Origin of the sequence: Microbacterium sp. NC79, assembly GCF_019061125.1 — a bacterium.
Lineage (GTDB): Bacteria > Actinomycetota > Actinomycetes > Actinomycetales > Microbacteriaceae > Microbacterium.
Genome location: NZ_JAHQYI010000001.1, coordinates 897,441 through 916,352 on the forward strand (window position 1 = coordinate 897,441; position 18,912 = coordinate 916,352).

Consider the following 18,912-nt stretch of genomic DNA (forward strand, 5'->3'; position numbering starts at 1 on the left):
TCAGCGTAATGCGACCCTCGGACAGTCCTAGACTGAGGGAATGGCTGACGAACGGCGTAACTCCCGATTCTGGGATGCCGTGCGCGCTCGCCCACAGGTGGGGGACGGGGTAAACCCGGTACCACGTGGGTTACAGATCGCCACGGCCTACTCTTGGCGACTACTGGTGATCGGATTGGCCGCCGCTGGCGTCGTTTTCCTGGTTATCCAGCTCAAACTTCTCGTCATCCCACTACTCATCGCATTGCTGATGAGTGCGTTAGTCTCGCCTTTTTTCGACTGGCTTAATCATCGCCGCGTGCCGCGCTGGCTCTCCATCGTCATTGTCATGGTCAGCACGATGGCGATCGTCGCAGGGCTGCTGTGGCTGGCGATCTGGCAAATTGCGCGGCAATTGCCCGAGGTTCGCGCACGAACTACCGAGGGAATCCAGGCGGTCCAGCAGTGGCTGGCTGACAGCGCGCTTCAGATCAGCGCAGACGACTTCAACACCTGGTTCGCTGAGGGACTAAAGCTCCTCCAGGAGCAAGCACAGGCACTTATTCAAGGCGTGTTGGCCGTCGGCTCCACCGTGGGCCACATCGCCACCGGTGCGCTACTCGCGCTGTTCATCCTGATCTGCCTCCTCGCCGACGGTGCGGGGATTTGGCGGTGGACGCTGCGGTTGTTCCCGAAGGATGCCCGACCTGGGGTTGACGCGTCCGCCAGGGCGGGATGGAAGACCGTACGCAACTATGCGCGCACCCAGTTACTTGTCGCCACGATTGACGCCATCGGTATCGGTGCGGTCGCATTCGGCCTGGGCGTCCCCATGGCGATCCCGGTTGCCGTCCTCGTGTTCCTCGGATCCTTCGTGCCCTTCATCGGTGCGGTTGTCACCGGCGCCCTCGCTGTCTTCCTCGCGCTGGTCTACAACGGTCCCTTCATTGCACTGTGGATGCTGGTGGGCGTGCTCGCCGTGCAGCAGGTGGAGAGCCACCTCCTGCAACCGCTCCTCATGGGCGCAGCCGTCAAGGTGCACCCGCTCGCCGTTGTGCTTGCCGTTGCCGGTGGTGCCATGATCGCCGGCATCCCCGGAGCCCTCTTTGCGGTTCCGCTTGCCGCCTTTGCCAACGTTGTTGCGGTCTCCCTCGCCAGCGGATCGTGGCGAGACGGAACCGTAAATCACGCTGATTTGATTTGGAAAACCGTACCGAGAGAAAGGCGGGCCCGATGAGTCGCGGACCCGAGCTGAAAGACATCGAACACGCGGCGGAGAGCCTTGCTCCGCATATTGGCCACACGCCGCTCGAGCCGTCACAACACCTCACCGATGTCTTGGGTTCTCCCGTCTACCTCAAGATGGAAAACCTCCAGCGCACGGGATCGTTCAAGATTCGTGGCGCCACCTATCGGCTGTCCCGGCTGACCCCGGAAGAACGCGCTCGCGGCGTGGTGGCGGCCTCCGCAGGCAACCACGCGCAGGGGGTGGCGCTCGCAGCACGTGAGTTGGGTGTCGCGGCGACGATCTTCATGCCCCTTGGCGTGCCGGTTCCGAAGCTGCTGTCGACGCGTGGATACGGCGCCGAGGTGGTGTTGCAGGGTGAAACGGTTGAGACGCCACTTCGACTGGCTGCCGAGTTTGCCGAGCGCACCGGTGCCGTGCTGATTCACCCCTACGACCACATCGATGTGGTGACAGGGCAGGCAACGCTCGGGCTGGAGATCTTCGACGATCTGCCCGACGTCGACACCGTCATTATGGGAATCGGCGGCGGCGGACTGATCGCCGGAGTCGCTGCTGCACTGAAACAGCGTGCGGCCGCGGCCGGGCGCACGATTCGCATCATCGGTGTGCAGGCAGAAAACGCTTCGCCCTACCCCCAGTCGCTCATCGAGGGGCACCCGGTCGCGGTGCAGACCAAGCCAACCATCGCTGACGGTATCAACGTGGCGCGGCCTGGCGATGTGCCATTCGAGATCATCAAGGATCTCGTCGACGATGTTGTTACTGTGACCGACGACGATATCGCTCGTGCACTTCTGGTGTTGTTGGAGCGCGCCAAGGTGGTGGTGGAACCAGCGGGTGCCGTTGGAGTCGCCGCGATCCTCGCTGGCAAGATTCAGTCGACGGGCAAGACCGTGACGATCCTCTCAGGCGGAAACATTGACCCGCTCCTGTTGCAGCGCATCGTCGCGCACGGTTTGGCCGCGTCTGGTCGATACATGACGATTCGTATTCCGCTGCCTGACCGTCCCGGCCAGCTGGTGCGCATTTCGGAGATCATCGCCAACGCCGGCGCCAACGTTGTCGAAGTCATGCACACTCGCCACGGCCAAGGCATGCAGATTAACGAGGTCATGATTCAGATCTCGGTAGAAACGCGCGGCCACGAGCACCAGCAGGTAACGCTGGAAGCGCTTCGCGAAGACGGCTACGACCCGATTCTGGTCGACGACTAACCCGCGTACAAAGCGAGGAGCCCTGCACAACGAATTGTTGTGCAGGGCTCCTCGCTTTGGCTATTACTGACCCGTGTAGGTGTCGACCTTCACGACCGAAACGGCGATCTTCTTGCCGTTCGGGGTCTCAAAGGAGGTTTCTTCCCCCTCCTTGAGGCCCATGATCGCCGCGCCAAGGGGGCTCGCTTCGCTGTAGACGTCGAGCGAGCTGTTCGCACCGATTTCGCGGTTGCCCAGCAGGAAGACCTCTTCATCTCCTGCAATGACTGCCGTCACAACGGTTCCGGGTTCGACAACACCACGGCTTGCCGGTGCGTCGCCAACCGTGGCGCTCTTCAGCAGCGCCTCGAGCTGACGGATGCGTGCTTCCTGCTTGCCCTGCTCGTCTTTTGCGGCGTGGTAGCCGCCGTTTTCTTTAAGGTCGCCCTCTTCGCGGGCAGCCTCAATCTTCTTCGCGATCTCGACGCGTCCGACTGTCGAGATCTCTTCAAGCTCGGCCGCCAAACGGTCGTATGCTTCCTGGGTCAAAAAGGTGACCGTTTTTTCGTCAGCCATCACTGGCTCCTTCCATTGCGGAGGGGAGATAAGCAACAACGCCCGGCCGAAGCCCGGGCGTTATTCGTTGCCGCTATCTTAGGCAACCCAACAGCCGCTGACAAAACCCGTTGTGGCTTCGGCGACCGTTCGAATGTTTTCGTTGTGCTTTTGTGCGCGATGATCCCCGGCGGGATACGTAACCAGGCTGTAGCCGACGGCGCCGAACTCTTCGTCCAGCGCTTCAATGGCGCACACCACGTCGCGGCCAGCCGGTGCCGTGAACTGGAAGGACACCGCCGTGGTGTTGTCGTCGACGACAACGAAGCCGAGGTCATCGACGGAGACCGCGTTCATGTTCGAGGCCACAGTCGTCCACCCGAAATAGCCGACAACGGCAACGGCCACGATGCCGACAGCACCCCACGTCAAGCGCTTTTTATTGGGTGATGTGGTGCGTCCGTAACGGTCATCGAGTGCAAGGGAGGTCATGCTGTTCCTGTTCGGAGATAGGCTTGGTACCAGGCTACGCGCTGTTACCCGAAAAGAGGATTCGATGTACCTGTACTCCCTGCTTGCGGAGGTTACGCCGACGCCCACCCCGACGATGGAGGTAGACCCGGATCTGGTCACCCCTGGTCCGATCGGATTCGCGGCAATCGCGATCGTCGTTATTCTCGTCTTCCTCCTGATCGCGGATATGCAACGTCGTATCCGTCGCACCCGTTATCGCGATGAGGTGCGCGCTGAGCTCGATGCGGAAGAAGCCGCTCAGGCCGCCGGGCAGGCTCCGGAACCTGGCGGCGACGACGCAAAGTAACCGCAGATACAAAAACTGGCGATGCGCTCACGCAATCGCCAGTTTTTTATTGCGCCGACCGTTACGGCATACCGAGCGATGGGGACAACGGGTCGAGCGCGATGAGCAGACATGCCGTCCAGTGGCAGAGGAATGCCAGCACCGTACAGACGTGGAAAATCTCGTGGAACCCGAAGTGGCCAGGCCAGGGGTTCGGTTTCTTCATGGCGTAGACGATGGCGCCACCCGTGTAGAGCAGGCCGCCCACACACACCAGCACCATCATGGCGACGTTGGCGTTGAGCAGATCAACGATGTACATCATGGCGGCCCAGCCGAGAGCCAAATAGATCGCGACGTACAGCCAGCGGGGGGCGTTGATCCAAAATACGCGAAATAGAATTCCGGCGATCGCTCCACCCCACACGAGTCCGAGCAGGAGCGCACCCTTTTCGGGAGGCAAAGCCAGCATCGCAATCGGTGTGTAGGTTCCGGCGATCAGCAACATAATGTTGGCGTGGTCAATGCGCTTGAAGATGGCCTTCACCGTTGGCCGCCAATTGAAGCGGTGGTATAGAGCCGAATTGCCGAACAACAGCATGGAACTTGCCATGAAAACGGCACTGGCCCATTTTGCTCCGGTGCCTTCGGCCAACCCGATGAGGACGATGCCTGCGGCGATCGTCACCGGGAAGGTTCCCGCGTGAATCCAACCACGCCACGTCGGTTTGATCTCGACGTTGTTATTTACGGTCGCGTCTTCGAGCAGCGGCAACTGCGGGAGAGGGGCCGGAATCTGCTCATTAGTCACTCTCTGAGCGTACGGCGTTTTGTATGCCATGCACGGCACATGCCGTTTCGAGCGGTAGCGTAAGAGGGTGACCTTCGGACAGAACGGCGATGGAGCAGGGCCGCTTTATCGCCTGTATACGGCGCGCCTGCGACGACAGCTTGCGCAGCTAACCGTGCCGCACCATGTCGCCATGATGATCGACGGCAACCGCCGCTGGGCAAAGCAACTCGGATACGCCACTCCCGCGCACGGTCACCGTGCGGGAGCAGCGAAGATGCGGGAGTTTCTCGGTTGGTGTGATGACCTCGGCATCAAAGTGGTCTCGCTCTACCTGCTTTCTGCCGACAATTTGCGTAAGCGCGATGCCAAAGAGCTGGCGGATCTCATCGACATCATCGCCGAATTGGCCGATGCGCTGTCGCGCGAGCGCAATTGGCGCGTAAAAATTGTGGGGCGCACGGATATCCTCCCACCTGACCTGGCGCGCGTTCTTCACGACGCCAGTGAGCGCACACGCTCTCATACGGGTCTTCACGTCAACCTTGCTGTCGGTTACGGCGGTCGCAACGAAATTGTGGACGCGGTGCGTTCCATTCTTGCGGAGCATGATGCCAGGGGCGGAACCATTCAAGAGTTGGCGGAGAGTCTCACGCCAGAGATCATTGGCGAGCACCTCTACACCGGCGGCCAAGCTGATCCGGATCTTGTCATTCGTACCTCAGGTGAACAGCGACTCAGCGATTTCTTGCTGTGGCAGAGCGCCCACAGTGAGTTCTATTTTGTGGAGGCCCTCGGCCCAGACCTACGCGAGGTCGACTTCTTACGCGCGATTCGCGATTACGCGAGCCGCGATCGTCGTTTCGGGGGGTAGCACAACCCACCCATCACGGCGCCGTGCCAGAATGGCAGGGTGACTATCGATGAGTTCCGCGCGACCTTTGCGGTCGAGCCGGGGTACCTGAACTGGGCCGCTTTCGGCCCGCTTTCGACCACGGTGATTGAGGATGTGCGTGTTGACGCAGATCTTTACGTATCCGGTCGACAGTCAGGCATCGACCTGGTCAACGAACATGCTGCTGAAGCGCGCGACATGCTGTCGCAGCTGCTTGACGTTCCGTTGGACTGGATGACCTACCAGCCGTCGACCACGCACGGCCTGCAGCACGCCATCTACGGCATTACCTCTGGTGCGGTGATGGCGTCGACGGGGGAGTGGCCGAGCATTACGGTCGGCATCACGCGCGCCGCCGAGGCGATGGGACGCATCAGCGCGCAATTCATCACCCCTCCGGACAACATGATGACGCCCGAGGCGATTGCCGAGGCCCTGACGCCAGAGACCTCAGCGGTTGTCGTGAGCCTGGTCGATTTTCGTACCGGGTACCGAGCAGATCTCGCTGCAATCCGTGACGTGATTGGCGATGACCGGTTGCTGATCGTCGATGCCGTGCAGGGATTCGGCGTGGTTCAGGCGGACTACGCCGCCGCCGACGTCGTGACCGGTAACGGCTACAAATGGCTCAGGGCCGGACGCGGGGGAGGCTGGGCATCGTTCTCGGATGAGGCTCGCAACCGACTTGACCCGGTGCTGTCTAACGTCGCTGGCCTTGACGGCGGACTCATTCTTGACGCGGTGGGAAAGCCCGCGCCGACCGCGGCAGCCTTCCAAACCTCCGCACCCGACTTCCTGGCATGCGCGCGCCTGGTGGCCGGCCTCCAAGACGTCGTCTCGGTGGGCGTGGAGTCCATCGAAGCGGAGTTGGGTCAGCGCACCGCCGAGGTCATTGCGATCGCGGACCGCTTTGATATTGATGTGATCACGCCTCGCGGAGCAGGCCAACGCGCCGGCATCGTGGCGCTGGCACCGCGCAATGACGGCGCGGCGATGCTCGGCGCCTCTCTCGCCAACGGCGGACTCGTGACAACCACACGCTCTGGTTCCGTTCGCGTTGCCGTGCACGCCGGTACGGATGACGAGACGATGCGGATGTTTGAAGACGCGGTCGCCGCGTTCGCGCAGCACGCACACTAATTCTTGACGGTGCGTGTACTGGCAATTCTCGACGGTGCGTGCACCGGTTGCTGGCGACATGATCCGTTCATGAGAATGTCATCGACACGCTGACGAGAAGACTCGCATTCGCGTCGGGCCTCGTTTACTTTCATCTCAATAGGCAAAGCGCCTATGCGGGTCGGCTTGGAAGCGGCACAGCCCGTGTCCTTGCCGACTTGATAGCTGGGGGAATCTCCCGGGTCGGAGTCGACTGTGAACACACAAACGCGGCAAGGTACCAACCGACAGACGCACAACGCGACGGATGATTCCGTCGCGTTTGATGTTTCGGCGGGCGTTCGCACGTACATTCTGGATACCTCAGTGCTGCTGAGCGATCCGCGGGCCATATTCCGCTTCGCTGAGCACACTGTGGTGTTGCCTGTGGTTGTCATCACCGAATTGGAAGCGAAGCGGCATGACCCTGAGCTTGGCTACTTTGCCAGACAGGCCCTCCGCCACCTCGATGACCTTCGCATTGCGCATGGCCGCTTGGACTTTCCCGTTGAAGTGGGGGAGTGCGGCACGCTGAGGGTTGAACTCAACCACGCGGACGCGTCGATATTGCCTGCAGGCGTACGACTCAACGACAATGACACGCGCATTCTGGCAGTGGCTGTCCACCTTGCGCAGAACGGCGGGAACGTCACCGTGGTGTCGAAAGACTTGCCGCTGCGGGTGAAAGCGGCATCGCTCGGTATCGACGCGGATGAATACCTGGCGGAGCAAGCACTCGATTCGGGGTGGACGGGCATGACAACCCTGAATCTCTCCGGTGATGAGATGGCCGATCTTTACGAGTCTGAAGTGGGCTCACACGAAGACGCCGCAGGGATTCCGGTCAACACCGGCATGGTGATTCACTCCGAGCGTGGCTCAGCCCTTGCCCGCGTCACGGGCAACGGCTCGTATCGCCTGATTCGGGGCGACCGCGACGTCTTCGGTCTCCACGGCCGCTCGGCTGAGCAACGTGTCGCTATCGACCTGCTCCTTGACCCGGAAGTGGGCATCGTGTCGCTGGGAGGTCGAGCAGGAACGGGGAAGTCCGCGCTCGCACTCTGCGCGGGACTGGAAGCGGTGCTGGAGCGCCAGCAACAACGCAAGATTCTGGTGTTCCGCCCCCTGTTCGCGGTCGGCGGTCAAGAGCTCGGCTACTTGCCGGGTGACCAGGGCGAGAAGATGAATCCCTGGGGTCAGGCTGTGTTTGACACGCTTGGTTCCGTGGTCTCAGGCAACGTGATGGACGAAGTCGTCGAACGGGGGCTGCTTGAGGTCCTTCCGCTCACGCACATCCGTGGTCGCTCGCTGCACGATGCGTTTGTCATCGTCGACGAGGCGCAGTCGCTTGAACGCAATGTGCTGTTGACCGTCCTCAGCCGCATCGGTCAACACTCACGCGTCGTCCTGACTCACGATGTGGCACAGCGCGATAATTTGCGGGTGGGGCGTCACGACGGAATTGCTTCGGTTATTGAGACGTTGAAGGGCCACGACCTCTTCGGACATGTGACGCTGATGCGGTCGGAGCGGTCTGCCATTGCGGCACTGGTGACCGAACTGCTCGAATCCAACGAACTGACGTGAGGCGTGCTCACGAGCATGAGAAGAATCTCACGCAAATATGTATCGGAACCAGAAAATGCGCGCGACAATAGTTAACGAGGCATTCGTGCCCACCTCCCGTCTCCCCGGGAGAAGAAATGAGAGGGTAGACAACACTGTTTCGGTGAGTGTCTAAGCGGTTTCGGGTCCGCTTCCTTCGAGGCCCCTGGCACTGAGTGCCGGGGGCTTCCTCATTGGGTTACTGCCACCGGTAACCGGAACCGCGGACCGTTTCAATGCGTTCCGCTCCGAACTTGGTGCGCAGGTACCGCACGTACACGTCGACGACGTTGGAACCCGGGTCAAAGTCAAGACCCCACACCCGGCTGAGAAGCTGCTCGCGACTGAGGATCTGCCCGGCGTGACGCAAGAATTGCTCGGCGAGCGCGAACTCACGGGCCGACAGCTCCACTTCACGGCCGCTGACGATCGCACGGCGACCAATCACGTCAAGGGTGACATCACGGTGCTGAACCGTGGTGGATGTTGCAGCGAGCGAGCCCTCACGCAGACGCACACGCACGCGAGCAAGCAGCTCGTCGAACTTGAACGGCTTCGTGATGTAGTCGTTTGCACCGGTCTCAAGGCCCTCAACGGTGTCGCGGGTCGATGACCTGGCCGTCAGCATGATGACAGGCAACGACGCACCCTGGCCACGCAAATGCGTCAACACGTCAAAGCCGTCCATTGACGGGAGGCCGACGTCGAGGAGGAGGAGGTCAAAATCGCCGCTGAGAGCAAACTCCAGGGCTTCCGCACCGTCTTCGACGACGGTTGTGGGGTATCCCGCGGCCTCGAGTCCCTTGGCAACAAACGCCGAAATACGTGACTCGTCCTCTGCGATCAGGATCCTCGTCATTCTTGTTCCTCTCGCTGTTGTACAACGTCTCCAGCACGCACAGGCGCGGGCAACGTGGTTCCCCCGCCCAGCCGAAGTGGCACATGGATGGCGAAGGTTGCTCCACCACCGGGTGTCTCGCTGACGCTACACGATCCGCCGTGCGCGCGCGCAATCACATCGACAATCGCCAAGCCTAGCCCTGAGCCGCCGACCTCACGTTTTCCGGAGCCACGATCAAAACGGCGGAAGATACGATGGCGTGCGGCCGGCGGAATGCCAGGGCCATGGTCGCGCACCCACATCATCATGCTGTCGAGTGTGTGGGCGCTGCCAATCTCAATGACGGAACCCTCAGGCGTGTACTTTGCCGCGTTGTCACAGAGCGCGAGCCACGCCTGCAGGACGCGGTCAGAGTTACCGCGGATGATGCCATCGGCAACACGCGTCACTTGCCAGGTGTGTCCGGGGATCACGGAGATGAGGTCTCCCACGCGTTCGGTCAATCGCGCGATGTCGATTGACCCCATGGTGTACTCGTCACCCTCAACGGTGGCGAGCGTGTCGATGTCTTCGACGAGACGCGTCATGCGGTCAAGCTCAGATATACCGATCTCTCGTGCGGCCTGAACGTCAAACGGGTCAGAGACGTTCATCATCTCGAGGTATCCACGCACGATCGTGATGGGGGTCTTGAGCTCGTGGCGCACATCGTCGAGCAATTGCCGTTGTGCTTTGAGCGACCCCTCGACCTGATCAAATAGGTCGGCATTCGACGGGGCCTGAGTCTGTGGGGCAGGCGCCGTCAGCGGGGGAGAAGGCGCGGGAGGGACAGTGAGCGGCGGAACCATGCCGGAGGGCGCTGGAACCATGCCGGAGGGCGCTGGAACCATGCCGGAGGGCGCTGGAACCATGCCGGAGGGCGCTGGAACCATGCCGGAGGGCGGTGGCGTAAAGGTCGGTGCGCTCGTGGGCTCGGGGGCGAGCCACGCATCGCCGGCAGCGACACCACCGTTCGGCCCTGAAGTGGCTGGCAAGAGTCGCGCGAGGATGAACCAGGATACGACGCCCATCACGATAAGACAGGCGCCAACGGTGATGAGGTAGATCAAGATGCTCGCGGTCAGTGGCGCGAACTCGGCTGACAGGTTGACGACGTGCACATAGATGCCGACCTGCGCGCTATCGGCGACCTGCACAGGAATGGCGACGTAGCGGGCGGTCCCCGCTGCCGTCGTCGCGGTTCCGAAGACCGGCTCGTTTGCCGCTAGCACGTCGCTGACGATGGTTGCCACAATGTTTTCGTCTGCGGCGAGGCCGAGCGATGGCACGTGCGCTGCGCGGTACGTAGGGATACCGTCAACGATCGCAAACGATGCCGCGTTTGATCCGGGAGCTAGGCGCGCAACAGCGTCGTAGAGCGCTTCCTCGACCGAATCGAAGGTTGTGGGCGTCGGCGGGGTGATCGAAGCAGGCGGAGGCGTCACCAACACGTCCACCGGTTGCGGATCATGCGCCCCCGTTAACGCAGCAACCTGGTCGTTCAGTCTTTCATCGACGGCGTGCACAATGCGGTCTCGTTGCATTGCAAACGCGATCGAGCCGGCGAGCGTGAACCCGATCATCGCAATCGAGAGGATTGCGATGATCAGGCGGACGCGCGTCGGAACCGAACGACCAGGTTTACTCATTCTCCGATTATCGGGGAACGGGTGCTTAGCCTGCGTGTGTCATCGACAGCAGGTCGAGCTTTTGGTCGAGTACCTCTTCGGTGATCTCGCCGCGCTCAACGTAGCCGAGGTCGATGACGGCCTCGCGAACTGTGATGCCCTTAGCAACAGCGTGCTTGGCGATCTTCGCCGCTGCCTCGTAGCCGATGACCTTGTTCAGCGGGGTCACGATCGAGGGCGACATGCCAGCGAATGCGGCTGCACGCTCGAGGTTAGCCTCCAGGCCATCGATCGTCTTGTCAGCGAGCACACGCACAGCGTTGGAGATCAGGCGGATCGACTCAAGCAGAGCCGTTCCCATCACCGGGATGGCAACGTTGAGCTCGAACGAGCCAGAAGCGCCTGCCCAGGCGACCGTAGCGTCGTTACCGATGACGCGCGCGGCGACCATCAGCACGGCTTCCGGAACAACCGGGTTGACCTTGCCTGGCATGATCGACGAACCCGGCTGCAGGTCAGGGATGTGCAACTCGCCGAGACCCGTGTTGGGGCCAGAACCCATCCAGCGCAGGTCGTTGTTGATCTTCGTCAGCGACACAGCGATAACGCGCAGCGCACCTGATGCCTCGACGAGACCGTCACGGTTTGCCTGAGCCTCGAAGTGGTCCTTTGCCTCCGTGATCGGCAGCTCGGTCTCGGCTGCAAGCAGCTCGATAACCTTCTGCGGGAAGCCGAGCGGCGTGTTGATGCCGGTGCCGACCGCGGTGCCACCGAGCGGAACCTCAGCGACGCGGGGGAGGGCGGCGCGGACACGCTCGATGCCGAGGCGGATCTGACGGGCGTAACCGCCGAACTCCTGGCCCAGGGTGACGGGCGTAGCGTCCATCAGGTGGGTGCGGCCCGACTTAACGGCGTCCTTCCAGAGCACGGCCTTGGCCTCGAGAGCAACCGCGAGGTGGTCAAGCGCGGGGATCAGGTCATCAATGATGGCCTGCGTCACAGCGACGTGGACCGAGGTCGGGAACACATCGTTGGACGACTGCGATGCGTTGACGTGGTCGTTCGGGTGAACGGGCGAGCCGAGCTTGGTGGTGGCGAGGTTTGCAAGCACCTCGTTCATGTTCATGTTCGAGCTCGTGCCCGAACCGGTCTGGTAGGTGTCGACCGGGAAGTGCGCGTCGTACTCGCCGGTGGCGACGTCGTCAGCAGCGGCCGCAATCGCGTCAGCGATCGCGGCGTCCAGAACACCCAACTCCTTGTTCGCGAGGGCCGCGGCCTTCTTGATGCGAGCCAGGGCTGCGATCTGCGTCGACTCCAGTCCCTTGCCTGAGATGGGGAAGTTCTCGACGGCACGCTGCGTCTGGGCGCTGTACAGGGCGTTCACGGGGACGCGAACTTCGCCCATCGTGTCGTGCTCAATACGGTATTCGGTGTCAGCCACGATTCTCCTCATGTTTTGCTGATGGGTTGGTCAGGCGTCCGCAGTCGCGGGGCCGACGATGAAGTCGGGCACTGCCGTGCCCTCAGTAAGTCGATAGTTGGCCGCAACAATGGCGACCTTGCCGGCATTGACGGCCTCCTGAATGAGCTCCGAGGCGTTCAGAATGCCGGAGACGGTGGCACGCAAGTGGTCGCGGCCGACGGCTTCGGGCGACACCGTGTGTGGCGTTGTGCCTGTCTCTTTCATGACGCGGTGCACGGCCGGAACGATGGGCGCAATCTGGCGCCATACCTGCATCGGCAGCTCAGGCGGGTTCGGGTTTGCGCTCTCGATGGCGGCAGCAACCGCACCGCAAGCGTCGTGACCCAGCACCACGATCAGTGGAATGCCGAGAGCGGCGACGCCGTACTCAAGCGAACCCACGACGGATTCAGAGATGACCTGACCCGCGTTACGGATCACAAATACATCGCCGAGGCCCTCGTCAAAGATGATTTCTGCGGCGAGACGGGAGTCAGAGCAGCCGAAGACCATCGCGTGCGGTCGCTGCGCGGCAGAAATCTCCAGCCGATGCATCGCATCCTGGTGCGGGTGCTTTGGGGTTCCGGCAACGAATCGTTCGTTACCGGCCTGCATTTCAGCCCAGGACTGGGCGGGCGTGAGCTCTGTCACTGCGCGGCTTCTTTCAGTTCTTCAATGTGAGGGGCAAGCTTCGACGCGGTATCTTTCATCAGCTTGTCGGGGGACGAGCCGAAAATCAGAACGGTATCGATGCCCGCCTTCGTGCTGAGTGCATACGAGATGTTGCCCGCCTTTGACGGGTCGGAGAAGGTATAGGACTGCCAAGCAATGCCATCGAGCGTCACAATCTCGCCGAGCTTGCCGGTGGGAAGCTCGCGGCTAGCCCACCCCTCGTCGGCGCTGAGACCCTGCGAAACACGCAAGAAGCCCTGGCCGTCGCCTGGTGCGTAGATGATCTCCCACGTTGACGGCGCGCCATTGACCAGTTTCGCGGAGTTCACGCGCCACTCGTCGGACACCGGCGGCACCACGACGGGGTGCTTGATGTCGCGTTCGACGCGCTCGGCAATGGCGGCGACATCGATATCGGATGGCCGCTCGATCTCTCCGCGCGGAACCATGAGAACGATGATCAGGACGACACCGACCGTTGCGATGAGAGCCGCAATCAGGTTGCGCATCGTCTGGCTGCCGCGATAGATGCGCGACGACTCAGCCTTGCGTGCCGCCGTTTCGCCAGGCGTCTCGGGGCGACCGAGCTCAGCAACAACGCGCCCCATTAGTCCTCACCCGCCACGCCGCGTGCGGCATCGAGGCGCTTCTTGGCGCCGAGGAGCCACTCTTCGCAGCGCTGATATAGCACTTCGCCACGCTCCCAGAGAGCGATGGATCGCTCGAGCGTGGGTGCGCCCTGCTCGAGTTGGGCAACCACCTGAGTGAGTTCGTCGCGCGCCTGTTCAAACGATAAATCGTTGACGTCAGCGAATTCCGCGGTCTGTGCGTCGCTCATACTCTCCATCCTAGTTGCGATCTGCGGGCTAAACTTCCGCGCTCTGCCCGTGCGAGACGGCACCAATGGTTCCGTCAGCCAACTTGACGATGAGCTCGGTACCCTCGGGGGCATCGGCAGGTGCGCGCACGATGCCGTCGCCGGTGCGTTGCACGATCGCGTAGCCGCGCTCAAGGGTGCTCAGCGGGGAGAGGGCGCCGAGGGAGGCATGAAGGCGGCTGATGCGTGTTGTCTCCTGCTCAAGGCGCAGACCCGTGCGCGCATGGATGCGCGAGATGGACTGCTCGATCTGGAGCTCACGGTCCTGCAACCACCGCTCAGGGTTGGCCAGCACCGGTCGCGAATGGAGCTGCTCGATGACGTGCTGTTCGTGCTGGAGCCGACCGGCGAGACGGGTCATGATGCGCGAGCGCGCGTCGCGAACGAGCGCGAGCTGTTCTGAGACATCCGGAACCACGCGCTTGGCTGCGTCGGTCGGGGTGGAGGCGCGGAGGTCCGCGACGTCGTCGAGAAGGGGGCGATCGTTTTCGTGACCAATCGCGCTGACAATGGGGGTTTGTGCGGCGGCGACGGCGCGTAGCAGGCGCTCATCGCTGAAGCCGAGGAGGTCTTGGAAATCGCCACCGCCGCGTGCAAAGATGATCACGTCAACGGTGGGGTCGGCCTCGAGTTTCGCGAGTGCGGCCAGAAGTTGCGGCACAGACTGCTCGCCCTGAACGGCCGCGTGTTCGACGCGGAATGACACGCTTGGCCAGCGCAGTTCGGCGTTTCGCAGCACGTCTTTTTCGGCGTCTGTCGCCTTACCGGTGATGAGGCCGATCGTGGCGGGGAGGAAGGGGAGCTTCTTTTTACGTGACGGGTCGAGGAGTCCTTCGGCACGGAGCTGCTGACGCAGACGTTCCAGTTTCTCCAGCAGGTCACCGAGGCCGACGTGCTTCATGGCGGAGACGATGAAGCTTAGTTCGCCGCGCTGTGCGCGATATTCCGGCTTCACGCAGACGACGACGCGGTCGCCAGCCTTAATGTCTTGTGGAATGCGGATGCGCACGCTCGACCAGATCGTGAGGCGAATGACCGCGTCACCATTCACGTCGCGCAGGGTGGCAAACGTGCCGACGGCCCGATGGTTCCACTCGGTGATTTCACCCTCGACCCAGGGCGAGCCCAAACGCGCAATGTAGTCGCGCATATCGCGGCCCAGGTCGCCGACCTGGCAGGGCATGTCTGCGGTGGAGTCTCGTGGCCGCACCGCGGGCGTGAATGATGGGCCGCTCGCCGGGTTGGTCATGCGTGTCCTCTCGGGGCTTGATCAGTTGTTCACCGGTAGAATCGGAGGGTGACTACCTCCGCCGTGCGTCTGCCTATTCCCCGTATCCCTGGGCGTCGTGAACGACTCCAGAATATCCCGGTTGACGGGCCCAAGAAGGTTCTGCTTGCCGCTCCCCGAGGATACTGCGCCGGCGTTGACCGCGCAGTGGTGGCTGTGGAGAAGGCGCTGGAGCGCTACGGCGCGCCGGTTTACGTGCGCAAGCAGATCGTGCACAACATCCATGTCGTGACCGAGCTCGAGAAGATGGGGGCCATCTTCGTTGAGGAGGTTGACGAGGTTCCGCCGGGAGCCCACGTTGTTTTCAGTGCACACGGCGTCTCACCCGCCGTCGTGAACGCTGCCGCGGAGCGCGAGCTGAACGCGATTGATGCGACCTGCCCGCTGGTCACCAAGGTGCACCGCGAGGCCGTGCGCTTTGCCCGCGATGACTTTCAAATTCTGCTGATCGGTCACGAAGGTCACGAAGAGGTTGAGGGAACCGCGGGTGAAGCCCCGGATCACGTCACGATCGTGAACTCGCCTGATGAGGCTGACACCGTTGTTGTGCACGACCCGAACAAGGTCGTGTGGCTGTCGCAGACCACGCTCTCGGTCGATGAAACGATGGAGACGGTGCGTCGCTTGCGTGAGCGTTTCCCCAACCTGCAAGACCCGCCGTCTGACGACATTTGCTACGCGACGCAGAACCGTCAGGTTGCGATCAAGAAGGTGGCGAAGGACGCTGATCTGGTGATCGTGGTTGGTTCGGCGAACTCGTCGAACAGTGTGCGCCTCGTTGAAGTTGCCCTGGAATATGGCGCCAAGGCTGCGTACCGCGTTGACTACGTTGACGAGGTCAAGCAGGAATGGCTCGACGGCGTGAAGACGGTCGGTGTGACCAGTGGCGCCTCTGTTCCCGAGATTTTGGTGCAGGAAGTGCTCTCTGAGTTGGCTGGCGCAGGCTACGCCGACGTTGAAGAAGTTCGCACCGCAGAGGAAGACCTGATGTTCTCGCTGCCGAAGGAGCTTCGTCAAGATGCTTCTGGCCGCAAGGACGAGCGCGCGCTTGGCGGTCGTCGCTAGTGTCTGACGGTGACGGCCGCCCTCGTCCGCAGTACGGCGAGTATGCGTCAGAGACAGAGCAACGAGCTCACATTCGTGAGCCGATGCCTGAGCCCCTGGCCCCGCCGGTGGCACCGGAACAACTCACCGCGCCGGTGGCGCCGGTGGATCCGGCGCGCGCAGCACGCCAGGGTGACCGTATTGTCACGATCGCCCTGTTGGCGATTGGCGCGCTCAACGTGGTCACCTCGTTCTTCTCGTTCCTTGACTTCGCCACCATGGTGGATCGCTCATACGACATGATGGGCGTCGACGGCTCGTTCTCGAACTTTGCCGCGGGCAAGACGTGGGGATTGATCTCCGCTCTCGTCCTGGTGGCTGGCTACATTGCGACCGTCGTGATCGCCCGCGCCCGCATGAAGCAGAACAAGCGTGCTTGGTTTGTTGCCGTCGGCGGAGCCGTCGTGACGTACGTCGTGCTGATGGCGTGCATCTCGGTTCCGCTGATGTCAGACCCCGCGTTCGTGGACTATGTCACGCGGAGCGCAGGCTGAGCGCCTGAACGTGAAATAGCCCCTGGTTCCGATGACGGAACCAGGGGCTATTTTCTTCGCTACGAGTGCGGGGATTAGCCCTGCGACTTGCCGAACGAGCCGAGCTGCTTGGTGGCTTCGAGAACGCGAGCGGCCATGGCCGACTCAGCAACCTTGCCCCAGGCGCGCGGGTCGTACTGCTTCTTGTTGCCGACTTCACCGTCAACCTTGAGCACGCCGTCGTAGTTACTGAACATGTAGCCAGCGACCGCGCGGGTGAACGCGTACTGTGTGTCGGTGTCGATGTTCATCTTGACGACACCGTTGGCGACAGCGAGGGCGATCTCTTCGTCGGTCGAGCCGGAGCCGCCGTGGAAGACGAGGTCGAGAGGCTTGGCGCCGGTGCCAAACTGCGCGGCGATGCCCTCCTGGATTTCGCCGAGGAGTTCGGGCCGCAGCTTGACGTTGCCCGGCTTGTACACGCCGTGCACGTTGCCGAAGGTGAGGGCGGCGATCCAGCGACCGTTTTCGCCGAGGCCGAGTGCCTCGACGGCCTGTGCAACGTCACCCGTCGTGGTGTACAGCGCGTCGTTAGATCCTTCGTGCTGAACGCCGTCTTCTTCGCCGCCGACCACGCCGATCTCAACCTCAAGAATCGAGTTGATGGCCTTCATACGGGGGAGGAGCTCACGAGCGATCTCGATGTTTTCTGCAAGCGGCACGGCCGAGCCATCCCACATGTGTGACTGGAAGATCGGCTCACCGCCGTTCTTCACCTGTTCTTCGCTCGCCTCAAGAAGGGGCAGCAGGAAGGAGGGCAGAGCGTCCTTCGGGCAGTGGTCGGTGTGGACGGCAACGGTGATGGGGTAGCTCTTTGCAACTTCGGCAACGTAGCGTGCCATGGCGATGGCACCCGTGGCGCGCGCCTTGACCGTGTGGCCGGCGAAGTAGTCGGCACCACCCGTCGTGACCTGAAGGATGCCGTCGGATCCTGCTTCGGTCAAGCCCTGCAACACGGCGTTGATCGACTGGGAACTCGCAACGTTGATAGCGGGGTAGGCGAATCCTCCCGTCTTGGCGCGCGTGAGCATGTCTGCATACTGATCCGGTGTTGCCAAGGGCATGGAGTCTCCTTCAGAAGGGTGAAGAGGGGTCTCTCATACTCTATCGAAGCGCAGGGATATGCGCTTTCTCTGTGACGTGGGCGCGTAATCGGAACCAACTTTGTCGCTGGCGAAAGAATGGCAATTCCTTCGGCGGATCTTCTCGAAACAGACACGTTTTCTGACGTGCGCGTAGCTACTCTGGGGACATGGTGAGCCTGACGGCAGATATGTCCCCCCTTCGTCCCGACCGAAACCTCGCAATGGAACTGGTGCGAGCAACTGAAGCCGCATCCATTCGAGCGGTGCCGTTTATTGGTCGCGGTGCCAAAGAGGAAGCGGACGGTGCCGCAGTTGACGCGATGCGCGCCTTCCTGCGTACCGTGAACTTTGACGGTCGCATCGTGATCGGTGAGGGCGAAAAAGACAACGCCCCCATGCTCTTCAACGGTGAGCACGTTGGTTCCGGCCAAGGAATGCAGTGCGACGTTGCCGTTGACCCGATCGACGGTACGACGCTGACCGCCATGGGCCGCAACAACGCGCTTTCGGTGATCGCTGTTGCTGACCGCGGCACGATGCTCGACGCATCGAGCGTGTTCTACATGGACAAGCTCGTCACCGGCCCCGCGGGTGTTGGCGTTGTTGACATTCGTCTGCCGATCGGTGAGAACATTCGCCTGTTGGCCAAGGCGCTCGACAAGCCCGTCGAAGAGATGGTGGTCTCGGTATTGCACCGCCCCCGTCACGAAAAGCTCATCCAGGAAATTCGCGAAGCTGGCGCTGGCACCCGTCTGATGACCGATGGTGACGTCGCCGGCGGCATCAACGCGGCACGCCACAACGCACGTACCGACATGTGTGTCGGTATCGGTGGTAGCCCCGAGGGCATTGTCACCGCGTGCGCCATCAAGGCTCTCGGCGGTCACATCCAGGGACGCCTCTGGCCACAGACCGACGACGAGAAGCAGCGTGGTATTGATGCCGGGCTGAAGTTCGACGACCACGTCTACGGTGCCGATGAACTCGTCACAAGCGACAACACGATTTTCGTTGCAACCGGTGTCACCGACGGCCAGCTGGTTGCCGGTGTGCGCCGCGAGGGCGACTACATCTACACCGAATCGGTTGTGCTGCGTAGCGCCTCCGGAACCCTGCGCCGGGTCTCGTCTGAGCACCTCGTGTCGAAGTGGTTTGGCTGA

The 18,912-nt window shown here is 62.0% G+C and carries 20 protein-coding genes; 9 read left to right on the forward strand and 11 right to left on the reverse strand.

The window, feature by feature from the left end; genetic code table 11:
* Nucleotides 1–40: 40 nt before the first annotated feature.
* Nucleotides 41–1,216, forward strand: coding sequence for an AI-2E family transporter (locus KTJ77_RS03920; protein WP_217337185.1), 1,176 nt, complete (start codon nt 41–43; stop codon nt 1,214–1,216).
* Entirely contained in the window at nt 1,213–2,442 is a 1,230-nt protein-coding gene (gene ilvA / locus KTJ77_RS03925; RefSeq protein WP_217337186.1) for a threonine ammonia-lyase, read from the forward strand. Before KTJ77_RS03920 ends, ilvA begins: the two co-directional genes overlap by 4 nt.
* 63 nt (nt 2,443–2,505) lie before the next feature.
* Here ilvA and greA read toward each other — a convergent pair whose 3' ends face one another.
* Both greA and KTJ77_RS03935 read right to left on the reverse strand, forming a co-directional pair.
* Complete coding sequence (gene greA / locus KTJ77_RS03930; protein ID WP_217337187.1) at nt 2,506–2,997, reverse strand: transcription elongation factor GreA; 492 nt, start codon at nt 2,995–2,997, stop codon at nt 2,506–2,508.
* Nucleotides 2,998–3,075: 78 nt separating this feature from the next.
* Nucleotides 3,076–3,468 carry a DUF4307 domain-containing protein gene (locus KTJ77_RS03935; RefSeq protein ID WP_217337188.1) on the reverse strand — a complete coding sequence of 131 codons (393 nt, stop codon included), beginning with the start codon at nt 3,466–3,468 and terminating at the stop codon, nt 3,076–3,078.
* A gap of 64 nt (nt 3,469–3,532) precedes the next feature.
* Between KTJ77_RS03935 and KTJ77_RS03940 the strand changes: the two genes are divergently transcribed.
* Entirely contained in the window at nt 3,533–3,796 is a 264-nt protein-coding gene (locus tag KTJ77_RS03940) for a hypothetical protein (protein WP_217337189.1), read from the forward strand.
* A 61-nt stretch (nt 3,797–3,857) separates the two neighbouring features.
* Here KTJ77_RS03940 and KTJ77_RS03945 read toward each other — a convergent pair whose 3' ends face one another.
* On the reverse strand, nt 3,858–4,586 hold the full coding sequence (locus tag KTJ77_RS03945) for a hemolysin III family protein (protein ID WP_367948820.1): 729 nt from the start codon (nt 4,584–4,586) through the stop codon (nt 3,858–3,860).
* 67 nt (nt 4,587–4,653) lie between these two features.
* Between KTJ77_RS03945 and KTJ77_RS03950 the strand changes: the two genes are divergently transcribed.
* The 3 genes from KTJ77_RS03950 (at nt 4,654) to KTJ77_RS03960 (ending at nt 8,205) form a co-directional block, all read left to right on the forward strand.
* Nucleotides 4,654–5,439: an isoprenyl transferase gene (locus KTJ77_RS03950; RefSeq protein ID WP_217337191.1), complete on the forward strand. Its 786-nt coding sequence runs from the start codon at nt 4,654–4,656 to the stop codon at nt 5,437–5,439.
* Between the two features lie 39 nt (nt 5,440–5,478).
* Nucleotides 5,479–6,600 carry an aminotransferase class V-fold PLP-dependent enzyme gene (locus tag KTJ77_RS03955; RefSeq protein ID WP_217337192.1) on the forward strand — a complete coding sequence of 374 codons (1,122 nt, stop codon included), beginning with the start codon at nt 5,479–5,481 and terminating at the stop codon, nt 6,598–6,600.
* A gap of 330 nt (nt 6,601–6,930) precedes the next feature.
* Nucleotides 6,931–8,205 carry a PhoH family protein gene (locus tag KTJ77_RS03960; RefSeq protein WP_367948894.1) on the forward strand — a complete coding sequence of 425 codons (1,275 nt, stop codon included), beginning with the start codon at nt 6,931–6,933 and terminating at the stop codon, nt 8,203–8,205.
* 217 nt (nt 8,206–8,422) lie between these two features.
* On the opposite strand, the gene KTJ77_RS03965 is transcribed toward KTJ77_RS03960, so the two are convergent.
* The 7 genes from KTJ77_RS03965 to xseA are packed head-to-tail and all read right to left on the reverse strand — an operon-like array spanning nt 8,423 to nt 14,991.
* A complete protein-coding gene (locus KTJ77_RS03965; protein ID WP_217337194.1) occupies nt 8,423–9,082 on the reverse strand; it encodes a response regulator transcription factor in 660 nt (219 codons plus the stop codon).
* Nucleotides 9,079–10,752, reverse strand: a complete 1,674-nt coding sequence (locus KTJ77_RS13365) for an ATP-binding protein (protein WP_254367358.1) — start codon at nt 10,750–10,752, stop codon at nt 9,079–9,081. The genes KTJ77_RS03965 and KTJ77_RS13365 overlap by 4 nt, the downstream gene beginning before the upstream one ends.
* A 25-nt stretch (nt 10,753–10,777) precedes the next feature.
* Nucleotides 10,778–12,184, reverse strand: coding sequence for an aspartate ammonia-lyase (locus KTJ77_RS03975; protein ID WP_217337195.1), 1,407 nt, complete (start codon nt 12,182–12,184; stop codon nt 10,778–10,780).
* A gap of 18 nt (nt 12,185–12,202) precedes the next feature.
* Nucleotides 12,203–12,808 carry a carbonic anhydrase gene (locus tag KTJ77_RS03980; protein WP_217338322.1) on the reverse strand — a complete coding sequence of 202 codons (606 nt, stop codon included), beginning with the start codon at nt 12,806–12,808 and terminating at the stop codon, nt 12,203–12,205.
* A gap of 32 nt (nt 12,809–12,840) precedes the next feature.
* A complete protein-coding gene (locus KTJ77_RS03985) occupies nt 12,841–13,473 on the reverse strand; it encodes a DUF4245 family protein (RefSeq protein ID WP_217337196.1) in 633 nt (210 codons plus the stop codon).
* Nucleotides 13,473–13,703, reverse strand: a complete 231-nt coding sequence (locus KTJ77_RS03990; protein ID WP_254367359.1) for an exodeoxyribonuclease VII small subunit — start codon at nt 13,701–13,703, stop codon at nt 13,473–13,475. The genes KTJ77_RS03985 and KTJ77_RS03990 overlap by 1 nt, the downstream gene beginning before the upstream one ends.
* 28 nt (nt 13,704–13,731) lie before the next feature.
* The gene (xseA, locus tag KTJ77_RS03995; RefSeq protein ID WP_217337198.1) at nt 13,732–14,991 is read right to left on the reverse strand and encodes an exodeoxyribonuclease VII large subunit; all 1,260 of its coding nucleotides are present in this window, start codon (nt 14,989–14,991) and stop codon (nt 13,732–13,734) included.
* A gap of 75 nt (nt 14,992–15,066) precedes the next feature.
* Between xseA and KTJ77_RS04000 the strand changes: the two genes are divergently transcribed.
* Both KTJ77_RS04000 and KTJ77_RS04005 read left to right on the forward strand, forming a co-directional pair.
* A complete protein-coding gene (locus tag KTJ77_RS04000) occupies nt 15,067–16,095 on the forward strand; it encodes a 4-hydroxy-3-methylbut-2-enyl diphosphate reductase (protein ID WP_217338323.1) in 1,029 nt (342 codons plus the stop codon).
* Nucleotides 16,095–16,628, forward strand: a complete 534-nt coding sequence (locus KTJ77_RS04005) for a DUF6264 family protein (protein WP_217337199.1) — start codon at nt 16,095–16,097, stop codon at nt 16,626–16,628. Before KTJ77_RS04000 ends, KTJ77_RS04005 begins: the two co-directional genes overlap by 1 nt.
* 74 nt (nt 16,629–16,702) lie before the next feature.
* Here KTJ77_RS04005 and fbaA read toward each other — a convergent pair whose 3' ends face one another.
* A complete protein-coding gene (fbaA, locus tag KTJ77_RS04010; RefSeq protein ID WP_217337200.1) occupies nt 16,703–17,731 on the reverse strand; it encodes a class II fructose-bisphosphate aldolase in 1,029 nt (342 codons plus the stop codon).
* Nucleotides 17,732–17,919: 188 nt separating this feature from the next.
* Between fbaA and glpX the strand changes: the two genes are divergently transcribed.
* On the forward strand, nt 17,920–18,912 hold the full coding sequence (gene glpX, locus KTJ77_RS04015) for a class II fructose-bisphosphatase (RefSeq protein WP_217337201.1): 993 nt from the start codon (nt 17,920–17,922) through the stop codon (nt 18,910–18,912).